The following is a 26,999-nucleotide window of genomic DNA, read 5'->3' on the forward strand; positions in this document are numbered from 1 at the left end:
GCGCAACGGTTTTGATTTCGATTGCACCGTCAACCCAAGCAACAGAAGACCTCGGCGACGCTGACGCAGGGAAAGTGGTGTTTGCCAAATGCAAAGGTTGTCATCAGGTTGGAGAAGGAGCCGAAAATAAAATCGGGCCGCATCTGAACGGTGTTTTTGGTCGGAAAGCAGCAGGCCTCGACGGATTCAAATACTCCAAGAGCCTTGTGCGCGCGGGTAACTCGGGTCTGGAATGGCACGCTGACACTCTGTCCGCCTACATCGAAAACCCCCGTGCATTTGCGTCAGGCACCAGGATGAGTTTTCGCGGTTTGGAAGACCCTCAAGACCGCGCCAACGTGATCGCCTATTTGCGGGAGTTTTCCGACAATCCTCGGGATATCCCGGAAGCGGATCCAACGGCGAAAGGCACGGATCACTCGATTGATCCCGCGATCCTGGCGATTCAAGGAGATCCTGAGTACGGCGCATACCTTAGCAGCGAATGTACAACATGCCACCAGATTGAAGGAGGCGATGAGGGCATTCCTTCGATTGTGTATTGGCCTGACGAAGACTTCGTGGTCGCCATGCACGCTTACAAAGACAAACAGCGGCAACATCCGGTCATGCAAATGATCGCCGGACGGCTGAGCGATGACGAGATCGCGGCATTGGCCGCTTACTTCAAGAATCCGGAGTGACAAAGCTTAACGGGAGGAAACGCGATGACACTTAATAGACGAGTATTTCTTGGAGCCGCCGGGGTGGCGGCAGCCGGGCTATCTGCTCCGATGGTGCTGGCTCAAGGCAAGCCACGGGTCGTTGTCGTCGGCGGCGGGGCAGGCGGTGCAACTGCCGCGCGGTACATCGCCAAGGACAGCAAAGGGGAGATCGACGTGACGCTGATTGAACCGTCGCGGACCTACTACACCTGTTTCTTCTCAAACCTGTATCTGGGAGGTTTTCAGGAGCTTTCGGACATCGCCCACAGCTATGGCACGCTTGCTGCGAACTACGGCATCAACGTCGTGCATGATTGGGCCACAGGGGTTGATCGCGATGCCAAGACTGTTTCTTTGGCCGGCGGCGGGTCAGTTCCGTATGACAAGCTGATCCTTAGCCCGGGTATCGACTTTGTTGATGGCGCGGTTGAGGGCTGGGACGTCTTGGCGCAAAACAAGATGCCGCATGCGTACAAGGCTGGTTCCCAGACCGAGCTGCTAAAAGCCCAGATCATGGCGATGCCCGAAGGTGGTACCTTCGCGATGGTCGCGCCTCCTAACCCGTACCGTTGCCCGCCCGGGCCGTATGAACGGGTTTCGATGGTCGCTCATGTGCTGAAGGCAAACAACCCAACAGCAAAGATCATTGTGGCCGATCCGAAGCCGAAATTCTCGAAAATGGCTTTGTTCCAAGAAGGCTGGGGAAACAACTATGAAGGAATGGTTGACTGGATCGGCGAAGATTTCGGCGGTGGCAATGTATCCGTAAACCCGGATGCAATGACGGTGACCATCGACGGCGAAGAGACAAAGGTCGATGTCTGCAATGTAATCCCAGCGATGAAAGCAGGTCGCATTGCGGAAATGGCGGGAGTAACCGATGGCAATTGGGCACCGGTGAACGCAGCGGACATGTCCTCCAAAGCCGATCCGGACATATATGTTCTTGGTGATGCCAGCCAGCAGGGTGACATGCCGAAATCCGGTTTTTCGGCAAACAGTCAGGCAAAAGTTTGTGCGAACGCAGTAAGAGGTGCGTTGACTGGGTCTAAAGTATTCCCGGCCAAGTTCTCGAACACATGCTGGTCGCTGATCGATACCGATGATGGCGTTAAGGTTGGAGCAACTTATGAGGCGACGCCAGAAAAGATCGCGAAAGTTGATGGCTTTATCAGCCAAACCGGTGAAGATGCCGATTTGAGAAAAGCGACTTACGAAGAGTCTCTGGGTTGGTACGCCGGTATCACGTCGGACATGTTTGGTTGAGGCATTTGGGGGCTTTGACCGGTGTCAAAGACCCCGATGATCAATCTGAGAAAATGCGGTTCAGGAGGAGGACTAAAAAACATGAAACACGTTATCGCCGTAGCCGCGTTTTCGACTGTTCTGGCGAGCCAAGGGCTTGCACAAGAGATCATCACGACCCCCTTCGACGGCAGTTTTGATGATGCAACGTTCGCCGTCGAGTCCGCGATTGTGGGACAGGGACTGGTCATCGACTATGTAAGCCACGTCGGCGACATGTTGAGTCGAACAGGCGCTGATGTCGGCAGCGACAAGCAGATATTTGCAGCCGCAGACATCTTCATCTTCTGCTCGGCAAAAATCTCGCGTGAAGTGATGGAAGCCGACCCGATGAATATTGGCTTCTGCCCCTATGGGATTTTTGTAGCCGAAGACGACAATGGCGTGATGGTTGGATACCGAAGCTATCCTGATGGACCAATGCAAAAGGTTCAGACCCTGTTGTCCGGGATCGTAGAAGAAGCCGTTGGGAACTGAAATGAACTATCAGCAGTTTTTTCGTGGTCAACTCGACCGGCTTCAAGAAGAAGGGAACTACCGGGTCTTTGCGGATCTCGAAAGGCAGTGTGGGGCGTTCCCGACAGCGCGTAGCTACGCGAAAAATGGCCCCGAGAAAGTCACTGTGTGGTGCTCAAATGATTATCTGGGGATGGGTCAGCACCCCAGTGTTATTGCAGCAATGCACAAGGTGATCGATGAGTGTGGTGCCGGGGCGGGCGGAACGCGGAACATTTCTGGAACCACCCACCAGCATGTTTTACTGGAGCAGGAGCTTGCTGACTTGCACGGCAAGGACGCTGCGCTGCTGTTTACGTCCGGTTACGTGTCGAACTGGGCTGCCTTGGGAACTTTGGCGGCCCGAATACCTGGCATCACAGTCCTGTCTGACGAGTTGAACCACGCCTCGATGATCGAGGGAATTCGTCACAGTCGTTGTCAAAAGCGTATCTGGAAACACAATGATTTAGCCGACCTTGAGCGGCACCTTGCTGAACTGCCTGCCAATGCCCCAAAGCTCATTGCGTTCGAAAGCGTCTATTCCATGGATGGCGATATCGCACCAATTGCTGAGATCTGTGATCTGGCCGATCGCTATGGAGCGATGACCTATTTGGATGAGGTTCACGCGGTAGGGCTATATGGACCGCGCGGCGGTGGCATAGCTGAGCGCGAAGGCCTGATGGATCGGCTAACCGTCATCGAGGGAACATTGGGTAAAGCATTCGGCGTAGTCGGTGGATACATCGCGGCGTCGAAAGAGCTTGTTGACTTTGTCCGATCCTTCGCCAGCGGCTTTATCTTTACCACTGCATTGCCTCCCACCGTGGCCGCAGGAGCTGCCGCTTCAGTTCGGCACCTGAAGCAAAGCAATTCGGAACGTCAACTACACCAGCAGCGTGTGCGCGAGGTGAGAAACAGGCTGGACGATCTGGGCATTCCACATAAACCGAACCCAAGTCACATCATTCCGGTCATGGTCGGCGATCCGGTCAAGTGTCGCTTCATCTCTGATGTGCTGATGCGTGACTATGGAATTTACATCCAGCCAATCAACTATCCGACCGTCCCCAAGGGAGCGGAACGACTGCGGATTACACCTTCCCCAGTGCATTCCACAGAAGACGTGGATCGACTGGTATCTGCCTTGGGTGAGTTATGGACGCAATGCCAATTGGCGCGCAGGCCAATGGCCGCGCAATGAATATGACAACTTGACCGAAGACAAGGACGCGCAAGCAACGAAGTGAGAGTTTCTGTTGATGGAAAGGCTCATCGATTTGTTGGGAGACCCTGGCGCTTTGGCATTTGCAGGTGCGCTCGTCGGTATCTTGTTCGGCGTGACGGCGCAAAAGTCTCACTTTTGTTTGCGAGCTTCGACTATCGAAGTCGCCGAAGGCGAGCTTGGTCCCCGTCTGGCGGTTTGGCTGATCGCCTTCACGGCAGCGCTCACCTTAGTACAGTCGTTTGTCTCGTTTGAGTGGTTAAACCTTTCCGAGACACGCGCGATCGCGTCGACGGGAAGCATTAGCGGCGCAATAATTGGCGGAGCGATGTTCGGCGTCGGCATGGTTCTGGCGCGTGGGTGTGCATCTCGCCTGTTGGTATTGGCCTCCTGCGGTAATCTGCGCGCCTTGATTGCAGGATTGGTTTTAACCTTAGTGGCTCAGGCGGCTTACACGGGCGTTCTTAGTCCCGCCCGCGAGTTGCTTTCCGGGATATGGACTGTTCCAGGAGGCGCCTCGAGAGATCTTTCGGAAATACTTGGATTTTCGCCAACGGCTTATACAGCCGTTGCAGCGTTGGGTTTGTTGTCGGCAATTGTGTTTGCATTCCACCGGAGAGTCACTCCTATCAGGATCATAACAGCCGCAGGAGTTGGCCTGGCGGTGGCGCTCGGCTGGTTGATGACATTTGCCATCGCACAAGCATCTTTTGAAGTCGTGCCTGTGTCGTCAGTCACATTTACCGGACCGGCTACGGATACACTAATGGCGTTGGTTGCGAAGCGAAACGTCGTGTTGTCTTTTGGTATCGGCCTTGTTCCAGGCGTAGCAATTGGTGCCGCAGTCTCAGCCTTAACTGCAGGGCAGTGGAAGATAGAACGGTTTGGCCCTGATACTCCGATGGAACGCTACCTCGTTGGAGCTGTTCTCATGGGGTTTGGAGCCATGCTGGCCGGAGGCTGCGCCGTCGGCGCAGGGCTTTCGGGAGGGTCCGCCCTTTCATTGACGGCATGGCTTGCCGTTTTCTTCATGTGGGTTGGAGCGATCAGCACGCACAGGTTATTGAGGCGAATACCTGTTCCTCAAACTTTCTGAGTTACTCGAATTCCATCTGCTCAAAAACGCGCCCGGCGTTTTTTGTCGCCAGTTCCTCAAATGTGTCCAAATGGGCATACGCTGACTGATCGACATAGTAAGCCTCTGCGAGATCGCCGCCGGCATCCATATGCTCTTGAATCTTGCGGCGCAGATAGACCAGGTAGTCGCGTGTATAACGTCGCACCTGATCCATGTTCGTCGGATGACCGTGTCCGGGGATGACATACGTGGCTCCCAAAGCTTCGAACTCGTTGTCCCAAGTATCAAGCCAATCCGCAGTATAAGTCTCCTGAAAGATTGGCAGCATGCGCTCGTGAAACGCCATGTCACCCGCGATGACAAGGCTTTGATTCGGCAACCAGATCGAGATATCTCCGGGGCTATGGGCGGGCCCAAGGTATTTTGCCTCAATCCGGAATTCACCCATCTCAACAATGTATTCATCATCGAATGTCTCGGTTGGGCCAGCCAGGAAGGTTTTTTCTGCCTTGTCCTGGTTGTATCGCTGCATTCCCTCCAGAATTTGAGGGCCATATTCCTCGAATTCAGCAGCTGCGTCCGAATGTGCGATGATTGGAACGCCGAGGTCAGACCAGTAAGCGTTGCCAAGCATCGCGTGCCCCTGACCATTCTCGTTGAAGACAAGCTTAACCGGTTGATCCGTGATTGCCTGAATTTCCTGGTGAAGCGCTTCGGCAAGCACATAAGCCGCGCCGCCGTTTATGACGATCACGCCCTCTCCGGTTACGATGAAGCTGAGATTATTGTTGTGACCAGAGTTTTCGTAGGTCGGTGGAGCGGTTGCGCCAATCGCGGAATAGACGCCAGGGATGTACTCGACCGGTTTAGAATACAGCACGTTTTGCGGGTATTGGTCAGCAATATCCTCGCTTGCCCAAGCTGGTGTGGCCAGGGCCAAGAAAATCGCCAGCGATCGCATCATTATGGTTCTCCAATGAACTTATAAGCAGACCCAGTCTTCTCGACCCGGCCGATTCCACCATTCGGCAGGTGGAAGCCAATTATTTTCATTTGCTCGTGGGAAATCTGATCCAGCAGCGAATTCCGAGCTGCTGCAGCCGCCTGTGGATCCTGATCCATGCCGCTATGCCAGTCTGGGCGTTCAAAAGCTACGTGTGGATTTCCCAACGCGTCGCCGACAACCATTACGGATTCACTGCCGCCGCGAATTTCGAACGCCATGTGGCCGGGTGTGTGCCCAAAGCTTGCGCGTGCGGCAATACCGGGAAGGATCTCTTGCCCATCGTCAAAGAACGCGACCTGATCCTCAATTGCTGCCATACGCCGCTTAGCGCCTACAGCGAACGCAGCGCGGTCTTCCCCTATCGAATCCACAGTTGAAGGGTTCCACCAATAGTCCCACTCATTTCGGCCAAAGTGATGCGTTGCGTTGGGGAACAGAAGGTCGCCGAAATCATCCAAAACGCCCCAGATGTGATCCGGATGCGCATGGGTGAAGATCACGTGCGAGATGTCTTCGGGCGACAGGTGGATAGTTTCAAGAGTTTCCAGAAGCTTGCCGGATGTTGGCATGAAATCGGATCCAGCTCCAACATCGAACAGCACCGTGTTTTGATCATCTCGATAAAGCGCGACGTTGCACTCTGGCTCGTACTTTGTCGCGTCCACCTTGTAACTGTCCAGAAGCTGCCTGAGTTCTTCCTTTGGCATAGCGCCGAAGACCATTTTCGGAGGCAAAGACAGGTACCCGTCTGACATGGTTCCAATCCGAGCCGAAGAACCGAGTTGTAACTCGGCCCAAGCGGTTTTGGATTGCGCTCCAAGCGCTGTGATACACGCGGCACCGTACAAGAAACTACGCCGCGAAAATGTATTTTCATTCATACGTAATCAATAAAATGAATGTTTTAATTTGTAAATGACGAAAGATGGAGATGGGGACAATGCCGCTTTCGTCAGTATCACAGCGTGTCTCAGTTAAACGCTGCCATCAGCATTTGAACAATTCTATGTCAACGGTCATTTGATCTCTGAAAACAAATGACGAATTTGTCGCTCAGTTTCCACATTTGATGAGCCGGGGAAAGTGTGGTTGCAACGAATGGCAGGATTGAAGGGATTCGATGCGACAGCGAACCGATCAGTTGAAAGGCAGGAATGGGCCAAATGGATGCTGTTGGAAGAGGTGCGCGGACCTATGCAGACATTTTAGCTAAATCTAAAAAACTATTCTGGAATATCTGGATACGGACTCATCTGTTGTCTAACGGAAAGTGCACCGATAGTGAGTGATGCTTCGCGCCGATGAACAAGGCATTTGGTTGTCTCAGTAAAGTGGCGGAGAGACAGGGATTCGAACCCTGGGTGGGCTTGCACCCACAACGGTTTTCGAGACCGCCCCGTTCGACCACTCCGGCACCTCTCCGCGGGGGTCTGTGAGGGGGGGATTTAGTGAGGATCGCCCGGCGGTGCAAGTGGAAATTTTCAGAAACGCTGCCCGTGGGAGATTTCAATTGCCTGCGGGCGGAAATCTCCTAGGCTGTTAGCTATGAAACAGATAGCAATACGTGCCGCTTCGCTGGCTTTGATACCTATTTTTGCCCTTGTTTTGGGCGCGGCGACCGCCGTGGCCGCAGACCGGGACAGAATTGAGGCGTTTTTGACCACTACCGGGTTTGACGTCGCGTTGGACAGTATCGCTTTTGCCTCGGCCTCGGCACCTGACATGCTGGGTATTGACCCGGATGGATTCGGGTCGGATTGGAAACGCTTGACCGAAGATGTTTTCGACACCGAAGTTATGCACGAAATCGCCGTCTCGATTCTTGAGCAGACACTGAGTGACGAGGCGCTGAATCACGCTGTCGAATTTTATGCCTCGGATCTTGGCCAGCGCCTGGTCGAGGCGGAAAATGCATCTCATATGATCCAGGATGATGACGCCAAGCAATTGGAGGGAAGGTCCATTGTTGCCGACCTGGTTAAAGACGGCTCCACCCGGGTTGAAAGCTTGAAAAGGATGAACCGGGCGATCGACTCATCCGGTACAGCGGTCAGGGCTCTGCAGGAGATACAGATCCGGTTCCTCATGGCAGCCAGCGCGTCTGGCGTGATTGACCTTCAGCTTGATGGTGAACAATTGCGCCAGATGATCCGAGCGAATGAGGCAGATATGCGCCGCGCGTTGCAGTTGTCGGCGCTGGCCGGAGCGGCATACACATACCGAGATTTTTCCGACGATGATGTGGATGCCTATGCGGACGCATTGGAAGAGCCGCTGATGCAGGAAGTCTATGAGTTGTTGAATGCGATCCAGTACGAAATAATGGCAGGGCGGTTCGAGATACTGGCCACCCGTATGGCCGATCTGCATCCGGCTCAGGATATTTGATGCGACTGACTGCACTATTCCTTTCCACTCTACTGATCTTGGCAGTACCTGCCACTGCCGCTGAGTCGGTAAAGCGTTTGGCCAACGCAATGCAAATGGACGAGGTGGTCACCATTCTACGGGATGAGGGTCTGGCAAATAGCGCTGACCTTGCCGCTGAGATGCTGGATGGAGGCGGCACCACGTATTTCAGATCGCAAGTCGACCAGATATATGCCGCTGACAGAATGTACGAGGCGCTGAGCACGTCACTTGAGCAAACCTTATCTGAAAGCCAGTTGGAACAGGCCGCGTTGTTTTTCGAAAGCGATGTAGGTCAGAGAATTATATCATTAGAAAACTCGGCGCGACGGGCCTATTCGGATGAAGCCGTCGAAGAACTTGCAAGGTCCAACTATGAGGCAATCGACCGTTCTTCGTCGTTTTTTCTGCTGGTTGACGAATACATACGTGCCAACGATCTGGTCGAACAGAATGTCAGCGGCTCGCTGAGCGCTGATTTCAGCTTTTTCCGGGGTCTGGCAGACGGGCAAAATGTGTCTACGGATGATCGGGCACTGCTATCGGAACTTCTTTCACAGAAGGAACTGACAGAAGAAGAAACCACTATCTGGCTGTATTCCTTTCTGTTGTTGGCATACCAACCGTTGAATGATGCGGAGATGCGCGAAAATATCGCCTTTTCCCGAACCGAGACGGGGAGGGCATTAAATGCAGCTCTTTTCGAGGGGTTCGATCAATTGTATGACGGTATCTCCTACGATTTAGGACTTGCGATCGCTCAGGCGCTGTCTGCATCGGACCTCTAGTCTGAAACCCTGTTGACTTTTCCGGCCAATACTTGGATAAGCCCGCATCCCGGCCGGATTATCTGTGCCGGGTATAGTTTTTATTTGACCCGCAAGTAAACGCTTGGGGGTCGCCAACCCGCCCACACCACGGGCGCGCTGTTCGAGGTGGCGAAAGCCGTCAACACCCGATAGGGGACCACAGAACGCGGTAATGAAAAGGAAAGACGCATGTTTGCGGTCCTCAAGACTGGCGGCAAGCAGTACAAGGTTCAGGCGGGCGATGTGCTCCGCGTTGAAAAGCTGGCTGCCGACGCAGGTGAAACTGTTCAATTCAACGACGTTCTGATGCTGGGCGGTGACGCTCCGGTTGTTGGTGCACCTTTCGTCGAAGGCGCAGGCGTACAGGCCGAAGTGATCGAACAGATCAAAGGTGACAAGGTCATCAAGTTCGTCAAACGCCGTCGTAAGCACAGCTCGAAGCGTACCGTTGGCCACCGTCAGAAACTGACTCTGGTCAAAATCACCGACATTCTGTCGTCGGGCGCTGACAAGTCGGGCATCAAAGCTGCAACCGGTTCGGCACCGGCTGGCGCGGCTGCTCCTGCAGCAAAGCCTGCCAAGAAAGCAGAAGCCAAGGCAGAAGCACCTGCCGCTGCTGCTGATGATCTGACCAAGCTGAACGGTGTCGGCCCCGCCGCTGCCAAAAAGCTGGTCGAGGCCGGTATCGAGAGCTTTGCCGCTCTGGCCGCCTTGTCGGATGAGCAGATTGCTGCTATCGAAACGGTCAAAGTGAAACCCGAATGGGTTGAGCAGGCCAAAGAGCTGGCCAAAGGCTAAGGAGAGAGAGAATGGCACATAAAAAAGCTGGCGGTTCCTCCCGTAACGGTCGCGACTCAGCTGGTCGTCGCCTTGGCGTGAAACTGTACGGTGGCCAGGCGGCTATCGCAGGTAACATCATCGTGCGTCAGCGCGGCACCAAGTTCTGGCCGGGCGAAGGCGTAGGCATTGGCAAAGATCACACTATCTTTGCAACTGTTGATGGCGCTGTGAAGTTCCACAAGGGACTCAAAAACCGCACCTTTATTTCGGTCCTGCCAGTGGCGGAGGCCGCAGAGTAAGCCGAAACCCAGAAGGTTTAAGAAAAATTCATGGGGGACCGGCAGAAAGTGCCGGTCCCCTTTCTCGTTTTTAACGCAACCTTGATCCAACGCTCAGATGACAGTCGCAACCACCAGTTTCCTGATCTTTGCCGCCAGTCAGGTCGGCACGCCGGGACCGGCCAACATGGTCCTGTTGGGAACAGGTGCGCGCTTTGGCTTTCGTGCAGCGTTACCGTTTGTGGCGGGCGTGATCTTGGGCAAACAGTTGATCATCTGGCCTGTGGGTTTTGGCCTGTTGCAGTTGGCTGAACAGGCGCCGGCGATCTTTGCCATCCTTAAATACGCGTCAGCCGCATACATTATCTGGCTTGCATGGAAAATTGCCAACCTTCGTTTGTCTTCCGACAAACTTGAAGGCGACGCTCCGGGGTTTTGGGCAGGCTTGATCGTACATCCTTTGAATCCAAAGGCATGGGCAATGATCATTGCGGGGTTCACAGGCTTTGTCGCATCAGGAACTTCCAGCTTTGATGCGACACTCACGATCGCTCTCTGTTTGTTGATTTGCCAGTTGATTCTGCATCCAATCTGGACTTTTGCCGGAGATAGAATTGCCCATGTGGTTGAAGGGCGGGGTGCCGAAAAATATCTGATGTGGACGTTAGCGAGTCTGACTGTTGCGTCCGTACTTTTCGTGTTGTTCGGAGGAGGAACGCACTAATGAAACTTGAAACAATAATAAATCAGCCGGTAATTGAAGCCGTGCGGTTCGATCTGCGCCCCTTGCGTCGGTCGGATATGGGACTGATCGAGCATTACGCAGGGGATGAGAGAGTTGCCCGTATGACGACGGCGATCCCTCACCCGTTGCCGCCCGGTTCCATCGAAGCCTTCGTTGGTCGCGCTATGGCCGACGAGCGCGACGAGGATGTTTGGGCAATGGACGCTACGAAGGATGGCGGCCCCGAGCTGATCGGGCTGATTTCGTTGAAGAAACTGGATCGGAATCAATCCGAAGTCGGATACTGGGTTGCTCCGCTTTACTGGAACACGGGGATCGCTTCGATGGCGGTCGAGGCTATGGTCAATGCGAACCCGCTGAAAAACTCGACAATGTTCGCGAGTGTCTTTCAGGACAATCCGGCGTCGGCCCGCGTGTTGACCCATTGCGGGTTCCAATATCTTGGTGATGCCGAAAGTTACTCGGTTGCGCGCGACTCGAACGTACCCACCTGGACGTATAGTCGAAAACTCTGACTTGTGGCTGATGTGGCCTTTGCAGTAGGGGATGCCTCATGAAATTTCTTGATCTTGCAAAGGTCTACATCCGGTCCGGTGCCGGAGGTGGAGGGTGCGTCAGCTTTCGGCGCGAAAAGTACATCGAGTATGGCGGTCCGGATGGTGGTGACGGCGGCAAAGGCGGTTCCGTCTGGGCCGAAGTTGTTGACAGTCTGAACACTCTGATCGATTTCCGCTATCAGCAACATTTCTTTGCCAAAAACGGTCAGCCGGGCAGGGGACAGCAACGCACTGGAAAAGACGGTGACGACATCGTTCTGCGTGTACCGGTGGGTACTGAAATACTGGACGAGGATGAAGAAACCGTAATCGCCGATCTGACCGAGGTCGGTCAGCGTGTCCTACTTGCACGGGGCGGCAATGGCGGTTTCGGAAACCTGCACTTCAAATCCGCAACCAATCAGGCGCCGCGCCGGGCCAATCCGGGTCAGGCGGGTGTCGACCGGACAATTTGGTTGCGGCTCAAACTGATCGCCGATGTGGGCCTGTTGGGGATGCCCAATGCGGGAAAATCCACTTTTCTGGCGGCGACCTCCAATGCCCGGCCCAAGATCGCCGATTACCCGTTTACCACCCTTCACCCGAACCTTGGTGTTGTTGGTGTGGATAATGTTGAATTCGTCGTGGCGGATATTCCGGGCCTGATAGAAGGCGCACACGAAGGGCGTGGAATCGGTGACCGTTTTCTTGGCCACGTGGAACGGTGTGCAGTTCTTTTACATCTGGTCGACGGAACGTCGGAGACGGTGGCCGAAGACTACCGAACGATCATCCATGAGCTTGAAGCCTACGGTGGGGAACTGGCGGAAAAGCCCAGGATCACTGTTCTGAATAAAGTCGATGCCCTGGATGAAGATGAGGTTGAGCTGACCAAAGCTGAACTGGAAGATTCTGTCGGCGGCCCGGTTATGACGATGTCAGGCGTTGCGCATCTGGGCGTGACCGACGTTCTTCGCGCACTTCGTGCCCGGATCGACGAAGACAGATTGCGCCAGAAACCCGTTGAGGAGACACAGCCTTGGCAACCCTGACCGCATCCCAACGCTTGGTGGTCAAAATCGGTTCGGCTTTGCTGGTTGACCGGAATACCGGCCAGTTACGGTCGGACTGGTTGATTTCGCTAGCTCAGGATGTTGCCTGGCTGAAAGGTCAGGGAACGGATGTGATCCTTGTGTCCTCTGGGTCCATCGCATTGGGTCGGGGTGTTCTCGGGCTGCCTGCGGCCGCGCTGCCGTTGGAAAAATCTCAGGCCGCAGCAGCGGTTGGTCAGATACGGTTGGCCCGTGCTTACGAAGAGGCGTTGGCGCCCCATGATATCACCACTGCCCAGGTTCTGGTCACTCTGGAAGACAGCGAAGATCGGCGTCGGTACCTAAACTCGCGGGCGACGCTAGAAACACTTCTTGGTCTGGGTGTCGTGCCGATCGTCAACGAAAACGATACAGTTGCGACAGATGAAATCCGTTATGGTGACAATGATCGGCTGGCCGCGCAGGTCGCAGTGACTGTTGGTGCTGATCAGTTGATACTGTTGTCGGATGTAGACGGATTTTATTCGGGCAACCCGCACGATGATGCGTCTGCGGAACGCTTTGAAGTCATTGAGCGAATTACCCCAGAGATTGAGGCGATGGCAGGCGATGCCGGGTCGGGTCTTTCAAAGGGGGGGATGAAAACTAAACTACTGGCGGCAAAAATGGCAACTGCAGCCGGATGCGATATGGCGATTACTGAAGGATCGCCCTTGAACCCTTTGAAAACGCTTGAAAACGGCGCGAATTGCACGTGGTTCACCGCGAAACTGGACCCGCACGCGGCCCGTAAACGCTGGATTTCGGCTATGAAACCGCGTGGAGAGATCATTGTGGATGCAGGCGCTGCCAACGCGTTGTCCAATGGAAAAAGTCTGCTACCTGCTGGCATCGTCGAAGTGACCGGCGACTTTGGCCGCGGTGACCCAGTTTCGATTCTCGATCACGAGGCGCGCAAACTAGGGCAGGGGCTAAGTCGTTACACGGCGCACGAGGCCGACGCCATCAAGGGACGCAAGTCATCCGAGATCGAAAACACGCTTGGATATCCGGGACGGGCCGCACTGGTGCACCGAGACGACCTGGCCTTGTAAGAAATTTAGAACTAACCGACGACACCTACGACCCGAAAGGCGCATGCGATGAAGGACCTCGACAATATTCCCGCTTTGATGGCCGATCTGGGGAAAAGGGCCAAGGAGGCCTCGCGCGATCTGGCCTATGCCAGTGCCGAGCGCAAACACGCCGCTTTGATCGCCGCAGCCGACGCTGTCTGGAAGAATAGAGGCAAGATAATCGAGGCCAATCAAAAGGATCTCGAGTTTGGTCGCGACAAGGGGCTGAGCCCTGCGATGATGGATCGTCTGATGCTGGATGAAGCCAGAATTCAGGGCATGGTCGACGGGTTGCGTACCGTGGCCGAACAGGCTGATCCCGTAGGCGAAGTTCTGACCGAATGGGACATGCCTTCGGGGTTGAACATCCAACGTGTTCGCACACCGCTTGGCGTAATCGGCGTGATATACGAAAGCCGCCCGAACGTAACGGCTGACGCTGGTGCTCTGTGTCTGAAGTCCGGCAATGCCGTGATCCTGCGCGGTGGCTCGGAAAGCTTTCATTCATCTGGGGCGATTCAAGCCTGTTTGGTCAAAGGGTTGAAGGCAGCAAATTTGCCTGAAAACGCCATTCAACTGGTACCGACTCGTGACCGCGCCGCAGTCCAGGAATTGCTGACAATGACCGATTTCGTAGATGTCATTGTTCCGCGTGGTGGCAAAGGGTTGGTTGGGCTGGTGCAGCGTGAAGCCCGGGTTCCCGTTTTCGCACATCTTGAAGGCATAGTGCACATTTACGTGGATAAATCCGCCGATCTCCAAAAGACACTTGATGTTGTTCTGAACGCCAAAACTCGCCGGACGGGCATTTGTGGCGCGGCTGAATGTTTGCTGGTGCATCAGGACGTTGTTGAGACTCTGGGGAGGGAGGTTATCGCTGCATTGGTTGCCGCCGGTGTCGAAGTGCATGCAGACCCTGAACTGTCTGCCGATGGAACGGTTCCGGCGACCGACGAAGATTGGGGCAAAGAATTTTTGGATAGCATCATCGCGGCCAAATCAGTGGCCAGCATCGATGATGCCATTGGTCATATCCGCCACTACGGATCGAGCCATACTGATTGCATTATTTCCGAAGACAAAACCGCCGCCGCACACTTCTTTGAGAGATTGGACAGTGCAATCCTGATGCACAACGCCTCGACTCAATTTGCGGACGGCGGAGAATTTGGGATGGGTGCCGAAATCGGAATCGCCACCGGAAAGATGCATGCCCGAGGGCCTGTTGGTGCGGCACAGTTGACCAGCTTTAAATATCTGGTGCGTGGAAACGGTTCCGTACGGAGCTGATTCAACCGGAACAATTCAAAAACGGATTGTAACGCGGGTCGAAGTGGTGTCGGCCCGCACCCGTCGCCCCATGGTTTTGGCTGTCTCGGGCAGAAGGGCGAATTGAACAAGGGCCGGGGTTATCCGTTTCGAAATGGGCATGGCATTCAGGCTCTGCCAAACATCACTTTCGATATTGAGCTTGTCTGCGACACCAGTGACCTCCCACTGATCTTCGTTACAGATTACCTCGATTTCTCCGCCCATTGGCATTGCGCTTTCACAGCATTGAATGGCCAGAAACGCCAGTTTGATCTGATTGCGCGGTTTGGATTCGGTCGGTCCCCATTGAACGCGAACCCGGCTTGCAAGTTCGATATCTTTCAACAGTCCGGCGATTTCAGTCCGGCCCAATGGCTGCTCGCCAGACGCGCCGAAGGCAATGCGGAAGAACCGAATCCGCGCGCCTGCATTACCGACGCTGCCCGAAATCAGTTCCATTTCGGGACCCTGCACACCACCCACCATGTCCAGCAGTTCAAGCCCATTGGTGATCGCGCCGATCGGGCTGATCAGGTCATGGCAAATCCTGGAGCTGATCAGGCTTGCCAGGTTGACGTCGCTTTCGCTCATGCATACCTCCTGTTGCATCCGCCATTTGCCCGACCGAGAGCACCGCATGACAGACCTCAATGCTATTCTTGCACCGGGCATGTTCGTCCGCCACCCCGATTTCCCCGACTGGGGCATTGGTCAGGTCCAGTCCAACATTGCCGGCAAGATCACCGTTAATTTCCGGGATCAGGGAAAAGTGGTGATCGATGGGACGCGGATTGCACTGACGCCGGTCTTTGATCCATGAAACTGGTTGAGGAAATGTTAACGCGTCTGCGTTTGGCGATCTTGTTGCCATCGTCGACGCAACTGCTGTAATCAGCCCTCAAAGTTCCCGCTTTGAACACTGGACTACAAATGCCTGATCAGGGACCGTCAATTACTGTCAAACTCGCCGAAAACGAGGATGAGCTGAAGGCAGCGCAGCGTCTGCGCTATGATGTCTTTGTGCGCGAGCTTGGTGGCGGCGGTGAAATGGTTGACCACGAAGCCGGGTTGGAAAAAGACCGCTTTGATCCATATTTTGATCATTTGCTGGCCTTTGACGAGGGCAGCAATGAGGTGATCGGCGTCTATCGGTTATTACCGGGGGACAGGGCCAAATCCGTCGGACAATTCTATTCTGAAGATGAATACGACCTTTCGGTACTGAAACAGAGCGGCCGCAATTTACTTGAACTGGGGCGATCCTGCGTACATCCCGATTACCGTGGCGGGACCGCCATGTACCATCTGTGGAACGGTCTTGCGGGATATGTGGCCGAGCGCGAGATCGAAGTGCTTTTTGGTGTCGCCAGTTTTCATGGAACAGATATTCAAGCGCTTGCCCAACCTCTTTCAATGCTGCATCACAACCACCTTGCGCCGTCTGATCTGCGGGTGCGTGCGCAACCCCAGGTGTTCCAATCCATGGATCTGGTCAGACCCGACCAATTGGACCGCCGCAAGGCCATGCTGGAAGTGCCGGCATTGATCAAAGCCTATCTGCGGCTGGGAGGGTTCGTGGGAGAGGGCGCGTTCATAGATCATGCCTTTAACACAACCGACGTGTGTCTGGTTCTGGACACAGCCCGCATGAACGACCGCCAGCGGCGCATTTACGGTGGAGCCTGAACAGGTGAGCGATCCCTCATGGCACAGCGATGACGAACCCGACCCGATCGAATTGGGTTTTCTCGGTTGGGTCCTAGTCCTGTTGCGTGGTCTTCCATTGGCCATTCTGGTCTTTGGCGGGCTGATCATCCTGCTGATCGTGCGATTGATCGAACGGCCAATTTTCGGCGTGCGGCGTCCGATCACTCCGTTCATCAGCCAGTTTGTTTGCCGCAATGCCTTTCGCGTTCTGGGAATTGGGTTTCGCTCTTCCGGGGAATTGATGGTTCAGCATGGGGCCGTGGTGGCAAACCACTCGTCCTGGCTGGATATTTTTGCGCTGAACGCCCGCAAGAGGGTCTATTTCGTCTCGAAAGCCGAAGTAGCCAAATGGCCCGGTATTGGCTGGCTGGCCCGTGCAACCGGCACGGTTTTCATTGAGCGGGACCGAAAGAAAGCGCGTGAACAGACGAAGCTGTTTGAAGAGCGCCTGTCAGTAGGGCATAAACTGCTGTTCTTTCCCGAGGGAACATCGACGGACAACTTGCGCGTTTTACCTTTTAAAACAACTCTCTTTGCCGCGTTCTTCGCTGATGAACTTCGCGAGTTCATGTATGTCCAGCCGGTCTCGGTGATCTTCTACGCGCCGAAAGGGCAGCCCGACAGATTCTATGGCTGGTGGGGCGATATGGAGTTTGGGCCGCATTTGTTGAAGACACTTGGCGTGCGCCGGCAAGGGACGGTCGAGTTGATCTATCACTCTCCGGCAAAGGTCAGCGATTTTGAGAACCGCAAGGCACTCGCAGCCCATTGCGAAGAAGCCGTTCGTCACGCGCATGCGCTGGCGCGGGCATCATAAAATAATGCGCCCGATCATAATATTTGATGATTTTTCACTTGTAGGGTGATCCCGTGTGTAGTATTCGCGCGCCATTCAAACCCGCAGGCGGGGTTTTGGCCTTTTTGGGGGAGACATCCCCATCAAGACCGCCGGTTGGAGCAATCGCTTCTCTCACCCCCGCTCAGGCGTAAACCGGAAAAGGAAAACATAGCATGGCTCTTCCCGAGTTCACCATGCGTCAGCTGCTGGAAGCTGGCGTTCACTTTGGTCACCAGACACAGCGTTGGAATCCCCGCATGGGCCCGTTCATCTACGGCTCGCGCAATGGCATCCACATCATGGATCTGACTCAGACCGTTCCGATGCTGGATCAGGCTCTGCAGGCCGTTCGTGACACCGTCGCTAAAGGTGGCCGCGTTCTGTTCGTTGGTACCAAGCGTCAGGCTGCTCAGCCAATCGCTGAAGCGGCTGAAAAGTCGGCTCAATACTACATGAACCACCGCTGGCTGGGCGGCACGCTGACCAACTGGAAAACCGTTTCCCAGTCGATCAACCGACTGAACCAGATCGACGAAGCCATGGAATCGGGCGCAGAAGGCCTGACCAAGAAAGAGCGTCTGGGCATGGAACGTGACCAGTCCAAGCTGCAGGCTTCGCTGGGCGGTATCCGCGAGATGGGCGGCGTTCCGGACCTGCTGTTCGTCATCGACGTCAAAAAAGAAGCACTGGCCATCGCAGAAGCCAACAAACTGGGCATCCCGGTTGTGGCTGTTGTCGACACCAACTGCTCGCCCGATGGCGTTGACTACATCATCCCCGGCAACGATGACGCAGCTCGTGCAATTGCTCTGTACTGTGACCTGGCCGCGCGTGCCGCTCTGGACGGCATGACCGCTCAGATGGGTGCCGCAGGTGTTGATCTGGGTGCATTCGAAGAAGCTCCGGTTGAAGAAGCCGTTGCAGAAGAAGCCCCCGCAGAAGCAGAAACACCTGCCGAAGCGTAAGCTGCCCGTCACGTAAATGACATATGGGGCAGGGTAGACCTGCCCCAATTCCGTTTGAATTGAGGAGAGCCAAAAGATGGCAATCACAGCAGCAATGGTAAAAGAACTGCGCGACTCGACCGGCGCAGGCATGATGGACGCAAAAAAAGCGCTGACCGAGACCGGCGGCAACATGGATGAAGCCGTTGACTGGCTGCGCACCAAAGGTCTGGCCAAGGCGGCCAAGAAATCGGGCCGTACCGCAGCAGAAGGTCTGGTTGCAGTCCACGTTGACGGTGGCAACGGTGTTGCTGTCGAAGTGAACTCGGAAACCGACTTCGTTGCTAAAAATGCCGAGTTCCAGGAAATGGTCGGCAAGATCGCATACGCTGCAGAAGGCGTAGACAACGTCGAAGCTCTGCTGGCGGCTGATCTGGGCGGCAAGTCCGTTGCAGACACCCTGACCGACAAGATCGCAACCATCGGTGAAAACATGTCGGTGCGCCGCATGTCCAAGCTGTCAGGCGACACAGTTGTGTCCTACGTACACAACGCTGCCACCAACGGCATGGGCAAAATCGGTGTTCTGGTTGCCCTGTCCGGCGGCGACGAAACCATCGGCAAGCAGGTTGCAATGCACATCGCAGCGGTAAACCCGGCGGCCCTGTCCGAAGCGGACATGGATCCGGCGGTTGTCGAGAAAGAAAAGCAGGTTCAGATGGACATCGCCCGTGAATCCGGCAAGCCGGAACAGGTGATCGAAAAAATGATCGAAGGCCGCATGAAGAAATTCGTGGCTGAATCGACGCTGCTGAACCAGTCGTTCGTTGTGAACCCCGACCTGACCGTCGAAGCGGCGGCCAAAGAGGCGGGTGCAACCATCACAGGCTTCATCCGTCTGGAAGTAGGCGAAGGCATCGTTGTCGAAAAAGAAGATTTCGCAGCCGAAGTTGCCAAAGCCGCTCAGGGCTGATCTATAAAATTTCCGGCCTGTTCAGGGCCGGGACACTCTTAGAAACCGGTTGCGTGTTCGCAGCCGGTTTTCTTTTGGGACAGAAAAAACTCCCTTTCAAGGGATTGTCTGCAGTCATCTTTAAAATGAAATGAGGGGCCCCGCATGATGGGGATGGAGGGGCCCCTCAAGATTTCCAACTTGGGAACGCGGACAAATAAGACGTCCCTTGCCAGAGTGACCGGAGAGCCCTGAAATTGCAAAGGTCCGATCCGAATGTTCCTTGGCTAAAGCCACCACTCACGGAACGAGTCAACTTTGCACTTTTATGGGCAGATTCGAAAAGTCATGTTTTCCTTACCCTAGGTAAGCTGGCCGCAATTCAGTGCAGATATCGGCCTTAGAATCCTGCCCTTGGGCTAAAATTCCATGACAAACATCTGGTTGTGAAGAGCGGCCTTGAGAACAGCCTGCGCTGTAGTCTCAACCGAAAGGGCTTCGCGCGCCAGACGCAGGTGTTTTTCGACAGTGGCCGACGTCAGGCCCATCAACAAAGCAATGTCCTGAGTTGTCTTTCCGTCGCCCACCCACTGCAGAGCCTCGCGCTGGCGCTTGGTCAACGCCCGATTGGGTGCAGTGTAGGGCAGCGTCAGGATTTTAAGATGAGCGACATTGTTCATCAGCAGGATATCGTCACCGTGTTCAGCCCATGTCTCGTCGGCTTCTTCCTGACTCCGATCCTTGTTGTACCCCAACGAGATGGCACCCTTGGAGCGCATGGAGACTGAATTGAAACTGATTGTGTAGCCTGCAGTCACACCCATCGAGCGGTTGAACTCATAGACCTGACGTTCCTGTGAGGTCATGGTGCCGGTAGACATCATCTCCTGCACCATACGCCAGCTTGCTGCGCCTTCATTCTCCAAGGCCCACTTGAGCATGGGCGCATGAAAATACAGCCCGGAATGCAGGAAGCCGTTGATGTATTTTTCGCAGTGGTTGGTCAGTATGACAAAGTCTTCTGGATCGCCAAGCGAAGTGGCCGTTCTGAACTGTGTGTATCCGTACAGCAATCTTTCAAAGCCATACTCTGCCATCTGACGGCAATGCGCATCCCACAACTCTTCCAGAGTTTTTGTGTAACTCAGAAAATGAAGATAGTCGCAGAGTTTCACGCAGCGCCCCCGTTCGTCACATGCTGTTTCAACGCATCCAGCGCCATCACATAGCCTTGGGCGCCGAAGCCGCAAATCTGTCCGATCGCCACCGGAGCAATAAAGGACTTGTGTCTGAACGCTTCGCGCGCATGGATATTTGACAGATGAACCTCAACAACAGGCACCTCAGCGGACGAGATCGCGTCCATCAGAGCTACCGACGTATGCGTGAAGGCACCTGCATTCAGCACAATTCCGTCCTGAACACCACGAGATGAGTGAATCGCATCAATCAGGACACCTTCGTGATTTGATTGCAGGCAGGTAACGTCCTGACCAAGCGCAGAGCCGTGCGACACGCACAGTTCTTCGATCATTTTCAATGTCGTATGGCCATAAACCTCAGGTTGCCTCATGCCGAGCAAATTGAGGTTCGGGCCGTTAAGAACCAACACTTTTGTCATGTCAGAATTTGTCCCATCTAAAGATTCATTGTCATGAAGTAGGGCAACTGTCCATAGGGCAGCGCTTCATGCCACTGCAAAAGCGACCCAAATGCCGCGAGTGCATCCTGAGAGGGGCCTATTCCATCACAAGTTAGGGTGATCTGACATTTTCGTGATCAGAAAGTCTGACATTGAAACATCGCCTCATCCGCTGCCGCACCGATTGGTCGGCGCATCCTCAAGAGGCCGCAAATATGTCTGAATCCCCTTATCCCATAAGGGATAATTCGTGCTAATCCTGATCCATCGTAACCACGATCTTTCCCATTGCCTGGCGATTCTGCATGAGTTCCAATGCTTCGGGCGCATGTTCCAGGGAAAACCGCTGACTGATACGTGGTTTGATTTTTCCATCCAGATAAAGCTGAAACAGGTCTGCCATATTTTCGGAATGCCCTTTCGGATCCCGAAACACCGATGCACCCCAGAATACTCCAACAACCTGACATCCTTTGAGCAATGTCAGGTTCAATGGAATTTTGGGAATCCCCGCAGGAAAACCGACAACAAGATAGCGGCCTTGCCATGCGGTCGCTCGCAAGGCGGGTTCCGCATAACCCCCGCCAACCGCATCGTAAACTACGTCGACACCATCTCCGCCCGCCAAGGCCTTGATTTCCTTGGATAGTGCCTTCTGGGAATCCTTATCCAACTTCTTGGGATAGATCAGGGTTTCATCTGCACCCACCTGCCTGCAGAAATCCGCCTTTTCTTTAGATGAAACAGCTGCAATGACCTTCGCACCCGCGGCTTTTGCCAATTCGATTGCCGCGACACCGACGCCTCCGGCAGCTCCGAGTATCAAAAGGGATTCACCGGGCTTTAAGCTGGCTCGGTCCTTTAGGGCGTGATGGGACGTTCCGTATGTGAAAATGAAACAGGCGGCAGCGTCGTATGGCATTTCATCAGGTATTTTGACTGCACTTGCCGCCTTGAGTGTCAGGTGCGTCGCAAACCCACCATATCCTGTCAACGCCAGCACACGATCCCCGGTTGCAAAACCTGACACACCTTCACCGACGGCCACGACCTCCCCAGCGATTTCCCCACCGGGCGCGAATGGGCGAGGGGGTTTCATCTGATATAGGTCGCGAATGATCAGGGTATCTGGAAAGTTCACTCCGGCGGCATGAACGCGCACCAACAGTTCCCCCGGTTTGGGGGTTGGGTCAGGCAACTGAGTTAGCTGAAGTGTTTCTGGTCCGCCCGGAGCGGTGCTGAGCATTGCTTTCATTTCTTTCCTTCCCAATTCAGCGGTCAAGTGGCCGGATATGACGTAAAGTCTTCTGCCCGTTCTACTGGTTGTCAATGAGATTTCGAAATGCAATTCTGCTGTGCGAAACGCAAGGCGGAACCAGTGATAGAACGCTAAAAGCAGGCTAGCATTCACCGGAGTGGAAATATTGGAAAATTGCACCATCGGCACAAGTCTCCGGCCGGAATTGCCCGGGCCAAACAGGTTTTGTCCGAAAAGGAAGCGAGTTGAAGCCGAACAGGTGTGTGACTGGTTGCCAGTCGCTGCATTCCTCAATCGAATGCACAGAGTCAGAAGGATTATAGCATGACCATCGACGAACTTTTCTCTCTAAAAGGGAAAACTGCACTGGTGACAGGCGGAGCAACCGGAATTGGCCGAATGGCGGCCGAAGCGCTGGTTCGGGCAGGTGCTCGCGTTTTGATCGCTTCCCGTAAGGGTGAAGCATGTGAAGCTGTGGCTGCCGAGCTCAATGCGCTTGATGCCTCGGGAACTGCAGAGGGATTTGCGGGCGACGTTGGCAGCAAAGAGGGCGTAGACGCCTTGGTTGAGAACGTTAAGATCAGAACGGATAGCATTGATATATTGATGAATAACGCCGGAGTTACCTGGGGTGCGCCTATGGGCCAGTTTCCCTATGAGGCGTGGGAAAAAGTAATGTCTGTCAATGTCGCAGGTGTATTCGATCTGACCCAGAAACTTTTGCCGTTGCTCATGAAATCCGCGACAGTGGATGATCCGGCGCGCGTCGTGAATGTAGGTTCGGTAATGGGTGAAATTCCAATGGGGGACGGCGCATACAGCTATTCTGCCTCGAAGGCTGCTGTAATCCACCTGAGCCGGGTCATGGCAAAGGAACTGTCACCCTACTTCGTAACCGTAAACGCTTTGGCTCCGGGACCTTTCGTTTCCAGAATGACGGCCTTTGCGACGCATGACGAAGAAAAGCGGGAAAAGGTCGGTGAAGATGTACCACTGAAACGGGTTGGCCGGGATGAGGACATTGCCGGATGCATGCTGTTTCTGTGCGGACGCGGCGGGTCATATGTTACCGGGGCGGTGATACCGGTCTCGGGGGGCATTAATGTAATGTCCGGCCACAACATATTTGAAAAAGCACTGCAATAGCAAAATCTTAACTGGATGGCCAATGCGGGAGATCCCGTTGCATGCTAATTGGGGAACGAAGAATGAAAGATTTGATCTGGAACCGTAACGAAGCCCGCCTGCCGGAACAACTTCGCGGATTGCGATTGCCAATGATCGGGTCGCCTCTGTTTATCATCTCGGTTCCCGACCTGGTTATCGCGCAGTGCAAGGCTGGTATCATTGGGTCGTTCCCAGCTCTGAACGCGCGGGAAGCAGCCGGAGAGCCGCCTTTGCTGGAGAGTTGGCTAAGGCAAATCACCGAAGAACTTGATCGTCATAATCAGGACAACCCCGACCAACCCGCCGCGCCCTTTGCGGTGAACCAGATCGTGCATCGTTCGAATGAAAGGTTGGAAAGAGATCTTGAGATTTGTACGCGATGGAAAGTCCCGGTCTGGATCACGTCACTGGGTGCACGGGTTGAGGTCAACGAGGCCGCTCACAGCTGTGGTGGCGTTGTTCTGCATGATGTGATCAATAATACGTTCGCCAGAAAAGCCATTGATAAAGGCGCCGACGGATTGATCGCCGTCGCAGCCGGGGCTGGGGGGCATGCAGGACAGCAATCCCCTTTGGCTCTGATCCGGGAAATCCGGCAATGGTTCGACGGCCCTCTGGCCTTGTCTGGAGCAATTGCAAGCGGAGAAGCGCTGTTGGCGGCACGGGCCATGGGGGCTGATTTCGGGTATGTCGGCTCGCCGTTCATCGCAACGCATGAGGCAAGCGCGCACGACGATTACAAGCGCCTGATTGTCGAAAGTGGCGCAGAAGACATCGTGTATTCGTCTTTGTTCACTGGGGTTCACGGGAATTATCTGAAGAAATCCGTAGAACGTGCGGGTATGGATCCGGAAAACCTGCCCTCAGCCGATGCGAGTTCAATGAGCTTCAGTCAGGGATCTGCCAAACCCAAGGCATGGAAAGAGATTTGGGGGTCGGGGCAGGGGATCGGTGATGTAACCGAAGTTGTCAGCACTGCAGACCTGATCAATCGTATCGATCGCGAGTACAGAAATGCCGGGACGAAACTGGCATCCGAGTTTACAAGCTAACCATGGCGGAACTTCTGGTAATCCGGCATGCACAGGCATCATTCGGCGCAGATGACTATGATCGTCTGAGCGAATTGGGCCACAAACAATCTGCACTTGCAGGGGATGCCTTGAGGGCTTCGGGCTGGGTACCTGACAGAGTCGTCACTGGGACATTGTTTCGTCAAAAGGAAACTGTGGCCTCCATGGGGTTTGATGTCGAAACCCACGAGCATTTCGGTTGGAATGAATACGATTTTCACGACCTCCTTCGTGTGAAGTTTGGCGGGGAAATACCGGACTCGGTTCAGTATGACCGAAAGACCCATTTTCGTACCCTGCGCGAAACCCTGGCCGAGTGGCAGGCAGGGGGGCTTGAGAATGCCAAGGAAAGCTGGGTTTCCTTCAAGCGCCGGATTGAAGAAGCGCGATCTTTTTCAACGGATACCAACGTAAACCGCGTGCTCGTCGTAAGCTCTGGCGGGGCTATTGGCCAACTGGTTGCGGCAACTCTCGGGGCACCGCCGGATCAGATGATTGCCTTGAACCTGCAGGTCAAAAACACCTCGATGACAAGGTTCATATTCACGCCCAAGGCATTCTTTTTACATGAATTCAATGTAACTCCGCATTTCGCGCCGCAGGAAGTGGCCGGAATGTTGACCTATAGTTAAGGGCTGCCAATGAACGATGTTTCAAACCACCTCGATCTGAAAGCAGTGGACACGTATCTTCGAGAGAATCTTGAGGATTATGAAGGTCCAGTTAGCGCGACCAAGTTTGCGGTCGGCCAGTCGAACCCGACTTTCCTGCTGGAAACCCCCTCAAAAAAGTACGTTCTGCGGCGTAAACCGCCGGGAGTTCTCCTTAAATCCGCGCATGCTGTGGATCGTGAGTTCCGTGTTCAAAAGGCGCTGGCCAATAGCCGGGTGCCTGTACCGCGCATGTACACATTATGTGAAGACGACGAAGTTATCGGGTCAGCCTTCTACGTTATGGAGCATCTGGACGGCCGCAACTTTGACGAACCGTCGATGAAGGGGGAAACGAACGAAACCCGCGCCGCGGTAATCGACGAAATGAACCGGGTTCTGGCCGAATTGCACAGTGTCAATATCGATGCGGTGGGGTTGTCGGAATATGGGCCACCGGGAAACTACTTTGTAAGACAGATAGGCCGCTGGACCAAGCAGTATCGCGCGTCTGAGACTGCAAAAATCCAACAGATGGATGAACTGATCCACGCGTTGGAGGTCAACATGCCCGCCGACGACGGGCAGAGAACGCTGGTTCACGGTGACTATCGAATAGATAACATGATGTTCGAAAAAAACGGCACACGCTGCTTGGGAATTCTGGACTGGGAGTTGTCGACAATTGGCCACCCTTATGCAGATCTGGCGGCGGTTATCATGCAGTGGCAGATGCCCCCCGGAAAAGACGGGCGCGGCCTGGCTGGCATTGACAGGCAATCATTGGGTTTGCCGTCCGACCAAGAGTTCATTGCAAGCTATCGTAAGCGTCGAGGGTTACCAGAAATCGAGAACTTCGGCTTTTACCTCGCCTTCAATTTCTTTCGCATGGCGGCAATCATTCAGGGCGTTTACAAGCGCGCGCTGGATGGCAACGCGTCCAATCCGGAAAGGGCGAAGATGTTAGGTCAATATGTACCTGTGTTTGCCCAAAACGGACTTGATGCATTGAAACAGTAACTCCAGCAGCGCGAACAAGATGGAACGAGGTTTGACACCACAAGACGAAAAAGATCGAAATTTTGTCACGGCGCTGGCGCGTGGCCTGGATATTCTGCGGTGCTTTCGATCCGGAGAGACAACTCTAACAAACCTCGATTTTTCAGATCGAACCGGATTGCCCAAGCCCACTGTATCGCGCCTGACGCACACGTTGTGCCAATTGGGGTATCTGGTGCAGGAACAACAAGGAGGGTCATACCGCCTAGGGGTAGGGGTCTTGCGCCTTGGATTTTCTGCTTTGGCCTCAATCGATGTATGCGACAGGTCTGCTGTTGCCCTAAGAGATCTGCGCGACGGACCCAATTCCTACATAACCGCCGCTCTGGGTGAGGCACATCGTTCCGACGTCATCTACGTGGCGGTAAACAGATCGCGCGAGAACGTCGCTTTGACCATGCATGTGGGGTCACGGTTGCCATTGTTTTACTCATCCATGGGCCGTTCGATCCTTGCCGGTATGCCGGAAGCAGAGCAGGAAGCGGCCGTTTCAGCGGCATTCGATGATCTTGGTCGTTCGCAGGACGAACTCTGGGCAATAATTCGTTCCGCCGAGGAAGAATGCAGCGCCAAGGGGTACTGCACCGGTTTTGGACTGTGGCGCGAAGACGTTAACGCGATTTCCGCTCCGGTTCATTCTCTCGAGGATGGTCGAATATTCGGGCTTAATGTTGGTGGGCCCAGTTTTCACGTCTCACCCCGCCAATTGGAGGAAGATTACGCCGAGAAACTGGTGCAGGCAGCAAGGTTTCTTGGAATGAAGCCGTAACAAGCCGCAATCTTCTTCAAAGAAAACTCAAATTCAAATTTTAGGCAGTGCGCTGTGAAGCGGGTCAGTTCAGGATGCGTATTCCTACG

Annotated in this window: 30 protein-coding genes and 1 tRNA gene; 24 read left to right on the top strand and 7 right to left on the bottom strand. The window is 54.4% G+C overall.

Features of this window, described 5'->3' with window-relative positions; all coding sequences use genetic code 11:
- Positions 1-11 precede the first annotated feature (11 nt).
- From ACR0D6_RS18875 to ACR0D6_RS18895, 5 genes are all read left to right on the top strand, one after another.
- Complete coding sequence (locus ACR0D6_RS18875) at positions 12-683, top strand: c-type cytochrome (RefSeq protein WP_480766662.1); 672 nt, start codon at positions 12-14, stop codon at positions 681-683.
- A 24-nt stretch (positions 684-707) separates the two neighbouring features.
- Positions 708-1,970 (top strand): FCSD flavin-binding domain-containing protein, encoded by a 1,263-nt coding sequence (locus ACR0D6_RS18880; protein WP_480766663.1) that lies wholly within the window; start codon positions 708-710, stop codon positions 1,968-1,970.
- Positions 1,971-2,051: 81 nt separating this feature from the next.
- Complete coding sequence (locus ACR0D6_RS18885) at positions 2,052-2,486, top strand: DUF302 domain-containing protein (RefSeq protein ID WP_480766664.1); 435 nt, start codon at positions 2,052-2,054, stop codon at positions 2,484-2,486.
- A 1-nt stretch (position 2,487) separates the two neighbouring features.
- Entirely contained in the window at positions 2,488-3,711 is a 1,224-nt protein-coding gene (hemA, locus tag ACR0D6_RS18890) for a 5-aminolevulinate synthase (RefSeq protein WP_480766665.1), read from the top strand.
- Positions 3,712-3,769: 58 nt separating this feature from the next.
- Positions 3,770-4,828, top strand: a complete 1,059-nt coding sequence (locus ACR0D6_RS18895) for a YeeE/YedE family protein (RefSeq protein ID WP_480766666.1) — start codon at positions 3,770-3,772, stop codon at positions 4,826-4,828.
- Between the two features lies 1 nt (position 4,829).
- Here the strand turns inward: ACR0D6_RS18895 and ACR0D6_RS18900 are convergent, their stop codons facing one another.
- From ACR0D6_RS18900 to ACR0D6_RS18910, 3 genes are all read right to left on the bottom strand, one after another.
- Positions 4,830-5,774: an MBL fold metallo-hydrolase gene (locus tag ACR0D6_RS18900; RefSeq protein WP_480766667.1), complete on the bottom strand. Its 945-nt coding sequence runs from the start codon at positions 5,772-5,774 to the stop codon at positions 4,830-4,832.
- On the bottom strand, positions 5,774-6,571 hold the full coding sequence (locus tag ACR0D6_RS18905) for an MBL fold metallo-hydrolase (protein ID WP_480766668.1): 798 nt from the start codon (positions 6,569-6,571) through the stop codon (positions 5,774-5,776). The genes ACR0D6_RS18900 and ACR0D6_RS18905 overlap by 1 nt, the downstream gene beginning before the upstream one ends.
- A gap of 577 nt (positions 6,572-7,148) precedes the next feature.
- Positions 7,149-7,238, bottom strand: a tRNA-Ser gene (locus ACR0D6_RS18910).
- Positions 7,239-7,361: 123 nt separating this feature from the next.
- On the opposite strand from ACR0D6_RS18910, the gene ACR0D6_RS18915 reads away from it, so the two are divergent.
- From ACR0D6_RS18915 to ACR0D6_RS18955, 9 genes are all read left to right on the top strand, one after another.
- Positions 7,362-8,204, top strand: coding sequence for a DUF2059 domain-containing protein (locus tag ACR0D6_RS18915; RefSeq protein ID WP_170655504.1), 843 nt, complete (start codon positions 7,362-7,364; stop codon positions 8,202-8,204).
- A complete protein-coding gene (locus ACR0D6_RS18920; protein ID WP_480766669.1) occupies positions 8,204-9,013 on the top strand; it encodes a DUF2059 domain-containing protein in 810 nt (269 codons plus the stop codon). Before ACR0D6_RS18915 ends, ACR0D6_RS18920 begins: the two co-directional genes overlap by 1 nt.
- Before the next feature lie 210 nt (positions 9,014-9,223).
- Complete coding sequence (locus ACR0D6_RS18925) at positions 9,224-9,832, top strand: 50S ribosomal protein L21 (RefSeq protein ID WP_170655508.1); 609 nt, start codon at positions 9,224-9,226, stop codon at positions 9,830-9,832.
- 11 nt (positions 9,833-9,843) lie between these two features.
- The gene (gene rpmA / locus ACR0D6_RS18930) at positions 9,844-10,113 is read left to right on the top strand and encodes a 50S ribosomal protein L27 (protein ID WP_050602452.1); all 270 of its coding nucleotides are present in this window, start codon (positions 9,844-9,846) and stop codon (positions 10,111-10,113) included.
- A 97-nt stretch (positions 10,114-10,210) separates the two neighbouring features.
- Positions 10,211-10,816 carry a LysE family translocator gene (locus ACR0D6_RS18935; RefSeq protein WP_480766670.1) on the top strand — a complete coding sequence of 202 codons (606 nt, stop codon included), beginning with the start codon at positions 10,211-10,213 and terminating at the stop codon, positions 10,814-10,816.
- Positions 10,816-11,352: a GNAT family N-acetyltransferase gene (locus ACR0D6_RS18940; protein ID WP_170655512.1), complete on the top strand. Its 537-nt coding sequence runs from the start codon at positions 10,816-10,818 to the stop codon at positions 11,350-11,352. Before ACR0D6_RS18935 ends, ACR0D6_RS18940 begins: the two co-directional genes overlap by 1 nt.
- A 38-nt stretch (positions 11,353-11,390) precedes the next feature.
- Positions 11,391-12,425 (top strand): GTPase ObgE, encoded by a 1,035-nt coding sequence (obgE, locus tag ACR0D6_RS18945; RefSeq protein WP_480766671.1) that lies wholly within the window; start codon positions 11,391-11,393, stop codon positions 12,423-12,425.
- A complete protein-coding gene (gene proB / locus ACR0D6_RS18950) occupies positions 12,413-13,519 on the top strand; it encodes a glutamate 5-kinase (protein ID WP_480766672.1) in 1,107 nt (368 codons plus the stop codon). Before obgE ends, proB begins: the two co-directional genes overlap by 13 nt.
- Positions 13,520-13,567: 48 nt before the next feature.
- On the top strand, positions 13,568-14,830 hold the full coding sequence (locus tag ACR0D6_RS18955) for a glutamate-5-semialdehyde dehydrogenase (RefSeq protein WP_480766673.1): 1,263 nt from the start codon (positions 13,568-13,570) through the stop codon (positions 14,828-14,830).
- 15 nt (positions 14,831-14,845) lie between these two features.
- Here the strand turns inward: ACR0D6_RS18955 and ACR0D6_RS18960 are convergent, their stop codons facing one another.
- A complete protein-coding gene (locus ACR0D6_RS18960) occupies positions 14,846-15,442 on the bottom strand; it encodes a histidine phosphotransferase family protein (protein WP_480766674.1) in 597 nt (198 codons plus the stop codon).
- 46 nt (positions 15,443-15,488) lie between these two features.
- Between ACR0D6_RS18960 and ACR0D6_RS18965 the strand changes: the two genes are divergently transcribed.
- From ACR0D6_RS18965 to tsf, 5 genes are all read left to right on the top strand, one after another.
- Positions 15,489-15,671: a DUF3553 domain-containing protein gene (locus ACR0D6_RS18965; RefSeq protein WP_170655519.1), complete on the top strand. Its 183-nt coding sequence runs from the start codon at positions 15,489-15,491 to the stop codon at positions 15,669-15,671.
- 110 nt (positions 15,672-15,781) lie between these two features.
- Positions 15,782-16,537, top strand: coding sequence for an L-ornithine N(alpha)-acyltransferase (gene olsB / locus ACR0D6_RS18970; protein WP_480766675.1), 756 nt, complete (start codon positions 15,782-15,784; stop codon positions 16,535-16,537).
- 4 nt (positions 16,538-16,541) lie between these two features.
- Positions 16,542-17,375 carry a lyso-ornithine lipid O-acyltransferase gene (gene olsA / locus ACR0D6_RS18975; RefSeq protein WP_480766676.1) on the top strand — a complete coding sequence of 278 codons (834 nt, stop codon included), beginning with the start codon at positions 16,542-16,544 and terminating at the stop codon, positions 17,373-17,375.
- Positions 17,376-17,569: 194 nt separating this feature from the next.
- Positions 17,570-18,361, top strand: a complete 792-nt coding sequence (rpsB, locus tag ACR0D6_RS18980) for a 30S ribosomal protein S2 (protein WP_170655525.1) — start codon at positions 17,570-17,572, stop codon at positions 18,359-18,361.
- A 76-nt stretch (positions 18,362-18,437) separates the two neighbouring features.
- Entirely contained in the window at positions 18,438-19,313 is an 876-nt protein-coding gene (gene tsf, locus ACR0D6_RS18985) for a translation elongation factor Ts (protein WP_170655527.1), read from the top strand.
- 398 nt (positions 19,314-19,711) lie between these two features.
- On the opposite strand, the gene ACR0D6_RS18990 is transcribed toward tsf, so the two are convergent.
- The 3 genes from ACR0D6_RS18990 to ACR0D6_RS19000 form a co-directional block, all read right to left on the bottom strand.
- Positions 19,712-20,467: a helix-turn-helix transcriptional regulator gene (locus ACR0D6_RS18990; RefSeq protein WP_480766677.1), complete on the bottom strand. Its 756-nt coding sequence runs from the start codon at positions 20,465-20,467 to the stop codon at positions 19,712-19,714.
- On the bottom strand, positions 20,464-20,913 hold the full coding sequence (gene aroQ, locus ACR0D6_RS18995) for a type II 3-dehydroquinate dehydratase (protein ID WP_480766678.1): 450 nt from the start codon (positions 20,911-20,913) through the stop codon (positions 20,464-20,466). Before aroQ ends, ACR0D6_RS18990 begins: the two co-directional genes overlap by 4 nt.
- A 274-nt stretch (positions 20,914-21,187) precedes the next feature.
- On the bottom strand, positions 21,188-22,189 hold the full coding sequence (locus ACR0D6_RS19000) for an NADPH:quinone oxidoreductase family protein (RefSeq protein ID WP_480766679.1): 1,002 nt from the start codon (positions 22,187-22,189) through the stop codon (positions 21,188-21,190).
- Between the two features lie 327 nt (positions 22,190-22,516).
- Here ACR0D6_RS19000 and ACR0D6_RS19005 point away from each other — a divergent pair, with 327 nt between their 5' ends.
- The 5 genes from ACR0D6_RS19005 (at position 22,517) to ACR0D6_RS19025 (ending at position 26,910) form a co-directional block, all read left to right on the top strand.
- Complete coding sequence (locus tag ACR0D6_RS19005; RefSeq protein WP_480766680.1) at positions 22,517-23,338, top strand: SDR family oxidoreductase; 822 nt, start codon at positions 22,517-22,519, stop codon at positions 23,336-23,338.
- A 62-nt stretch (positions 23,339-23,400) separates the two neighbouring features.
- Positions 23,401-24,411 carry an NAD(P)H-dependent flavin oxidoreductase gene (locus tag ACR0D6_RS19010; protein ID WP_480766681.1) on the top strand — a complete coding sequence of 337 codons (1,011 nt, stop codon included), beginning with the start codon at positions 23,401-23,403 and terminating at the stop codon, positions 24,409-24,411.
- A 2-nt stretch (positions 24,412-24,413) separates the two neighbouring features.
- Entirely contained in the window at positions 24,414-25,064 is a 651-nt protein-coding gene (locus ACR0D6_RS19015) for a histidine phosphatase family protein (RefSeq protein WP_480766682.1), read from the top strand.
- A gap of 9 nt (positions 25,065-25,073) precedes the next feature.
- Entirely contained in the window at positions 25,074-26,102 is a 1,029-nt protein-coding gene (locus ACR0D6_RS19020; protein ID WP_480766683.1) for a phosphotransferase, read from the top strand.
- Positions 26,103-26,121: 19 nt separating this feature from the next.
- A complete protein-coding gene (locus tag ACR0D6_RS19025; RefSeq protein WP_480766684.1) occupies positions 26,122-26,910 on the top strand; it encodes an IclR family transcriptional regulator in 789 nt (262 codons plus the stop codon).
- The last annotated feature ends 89 nt before the right edge of the window (positions 26,911-26,999 follow it).

This window comes from Ruegeria sp. BJ6 (assembly GCF_056537885.1).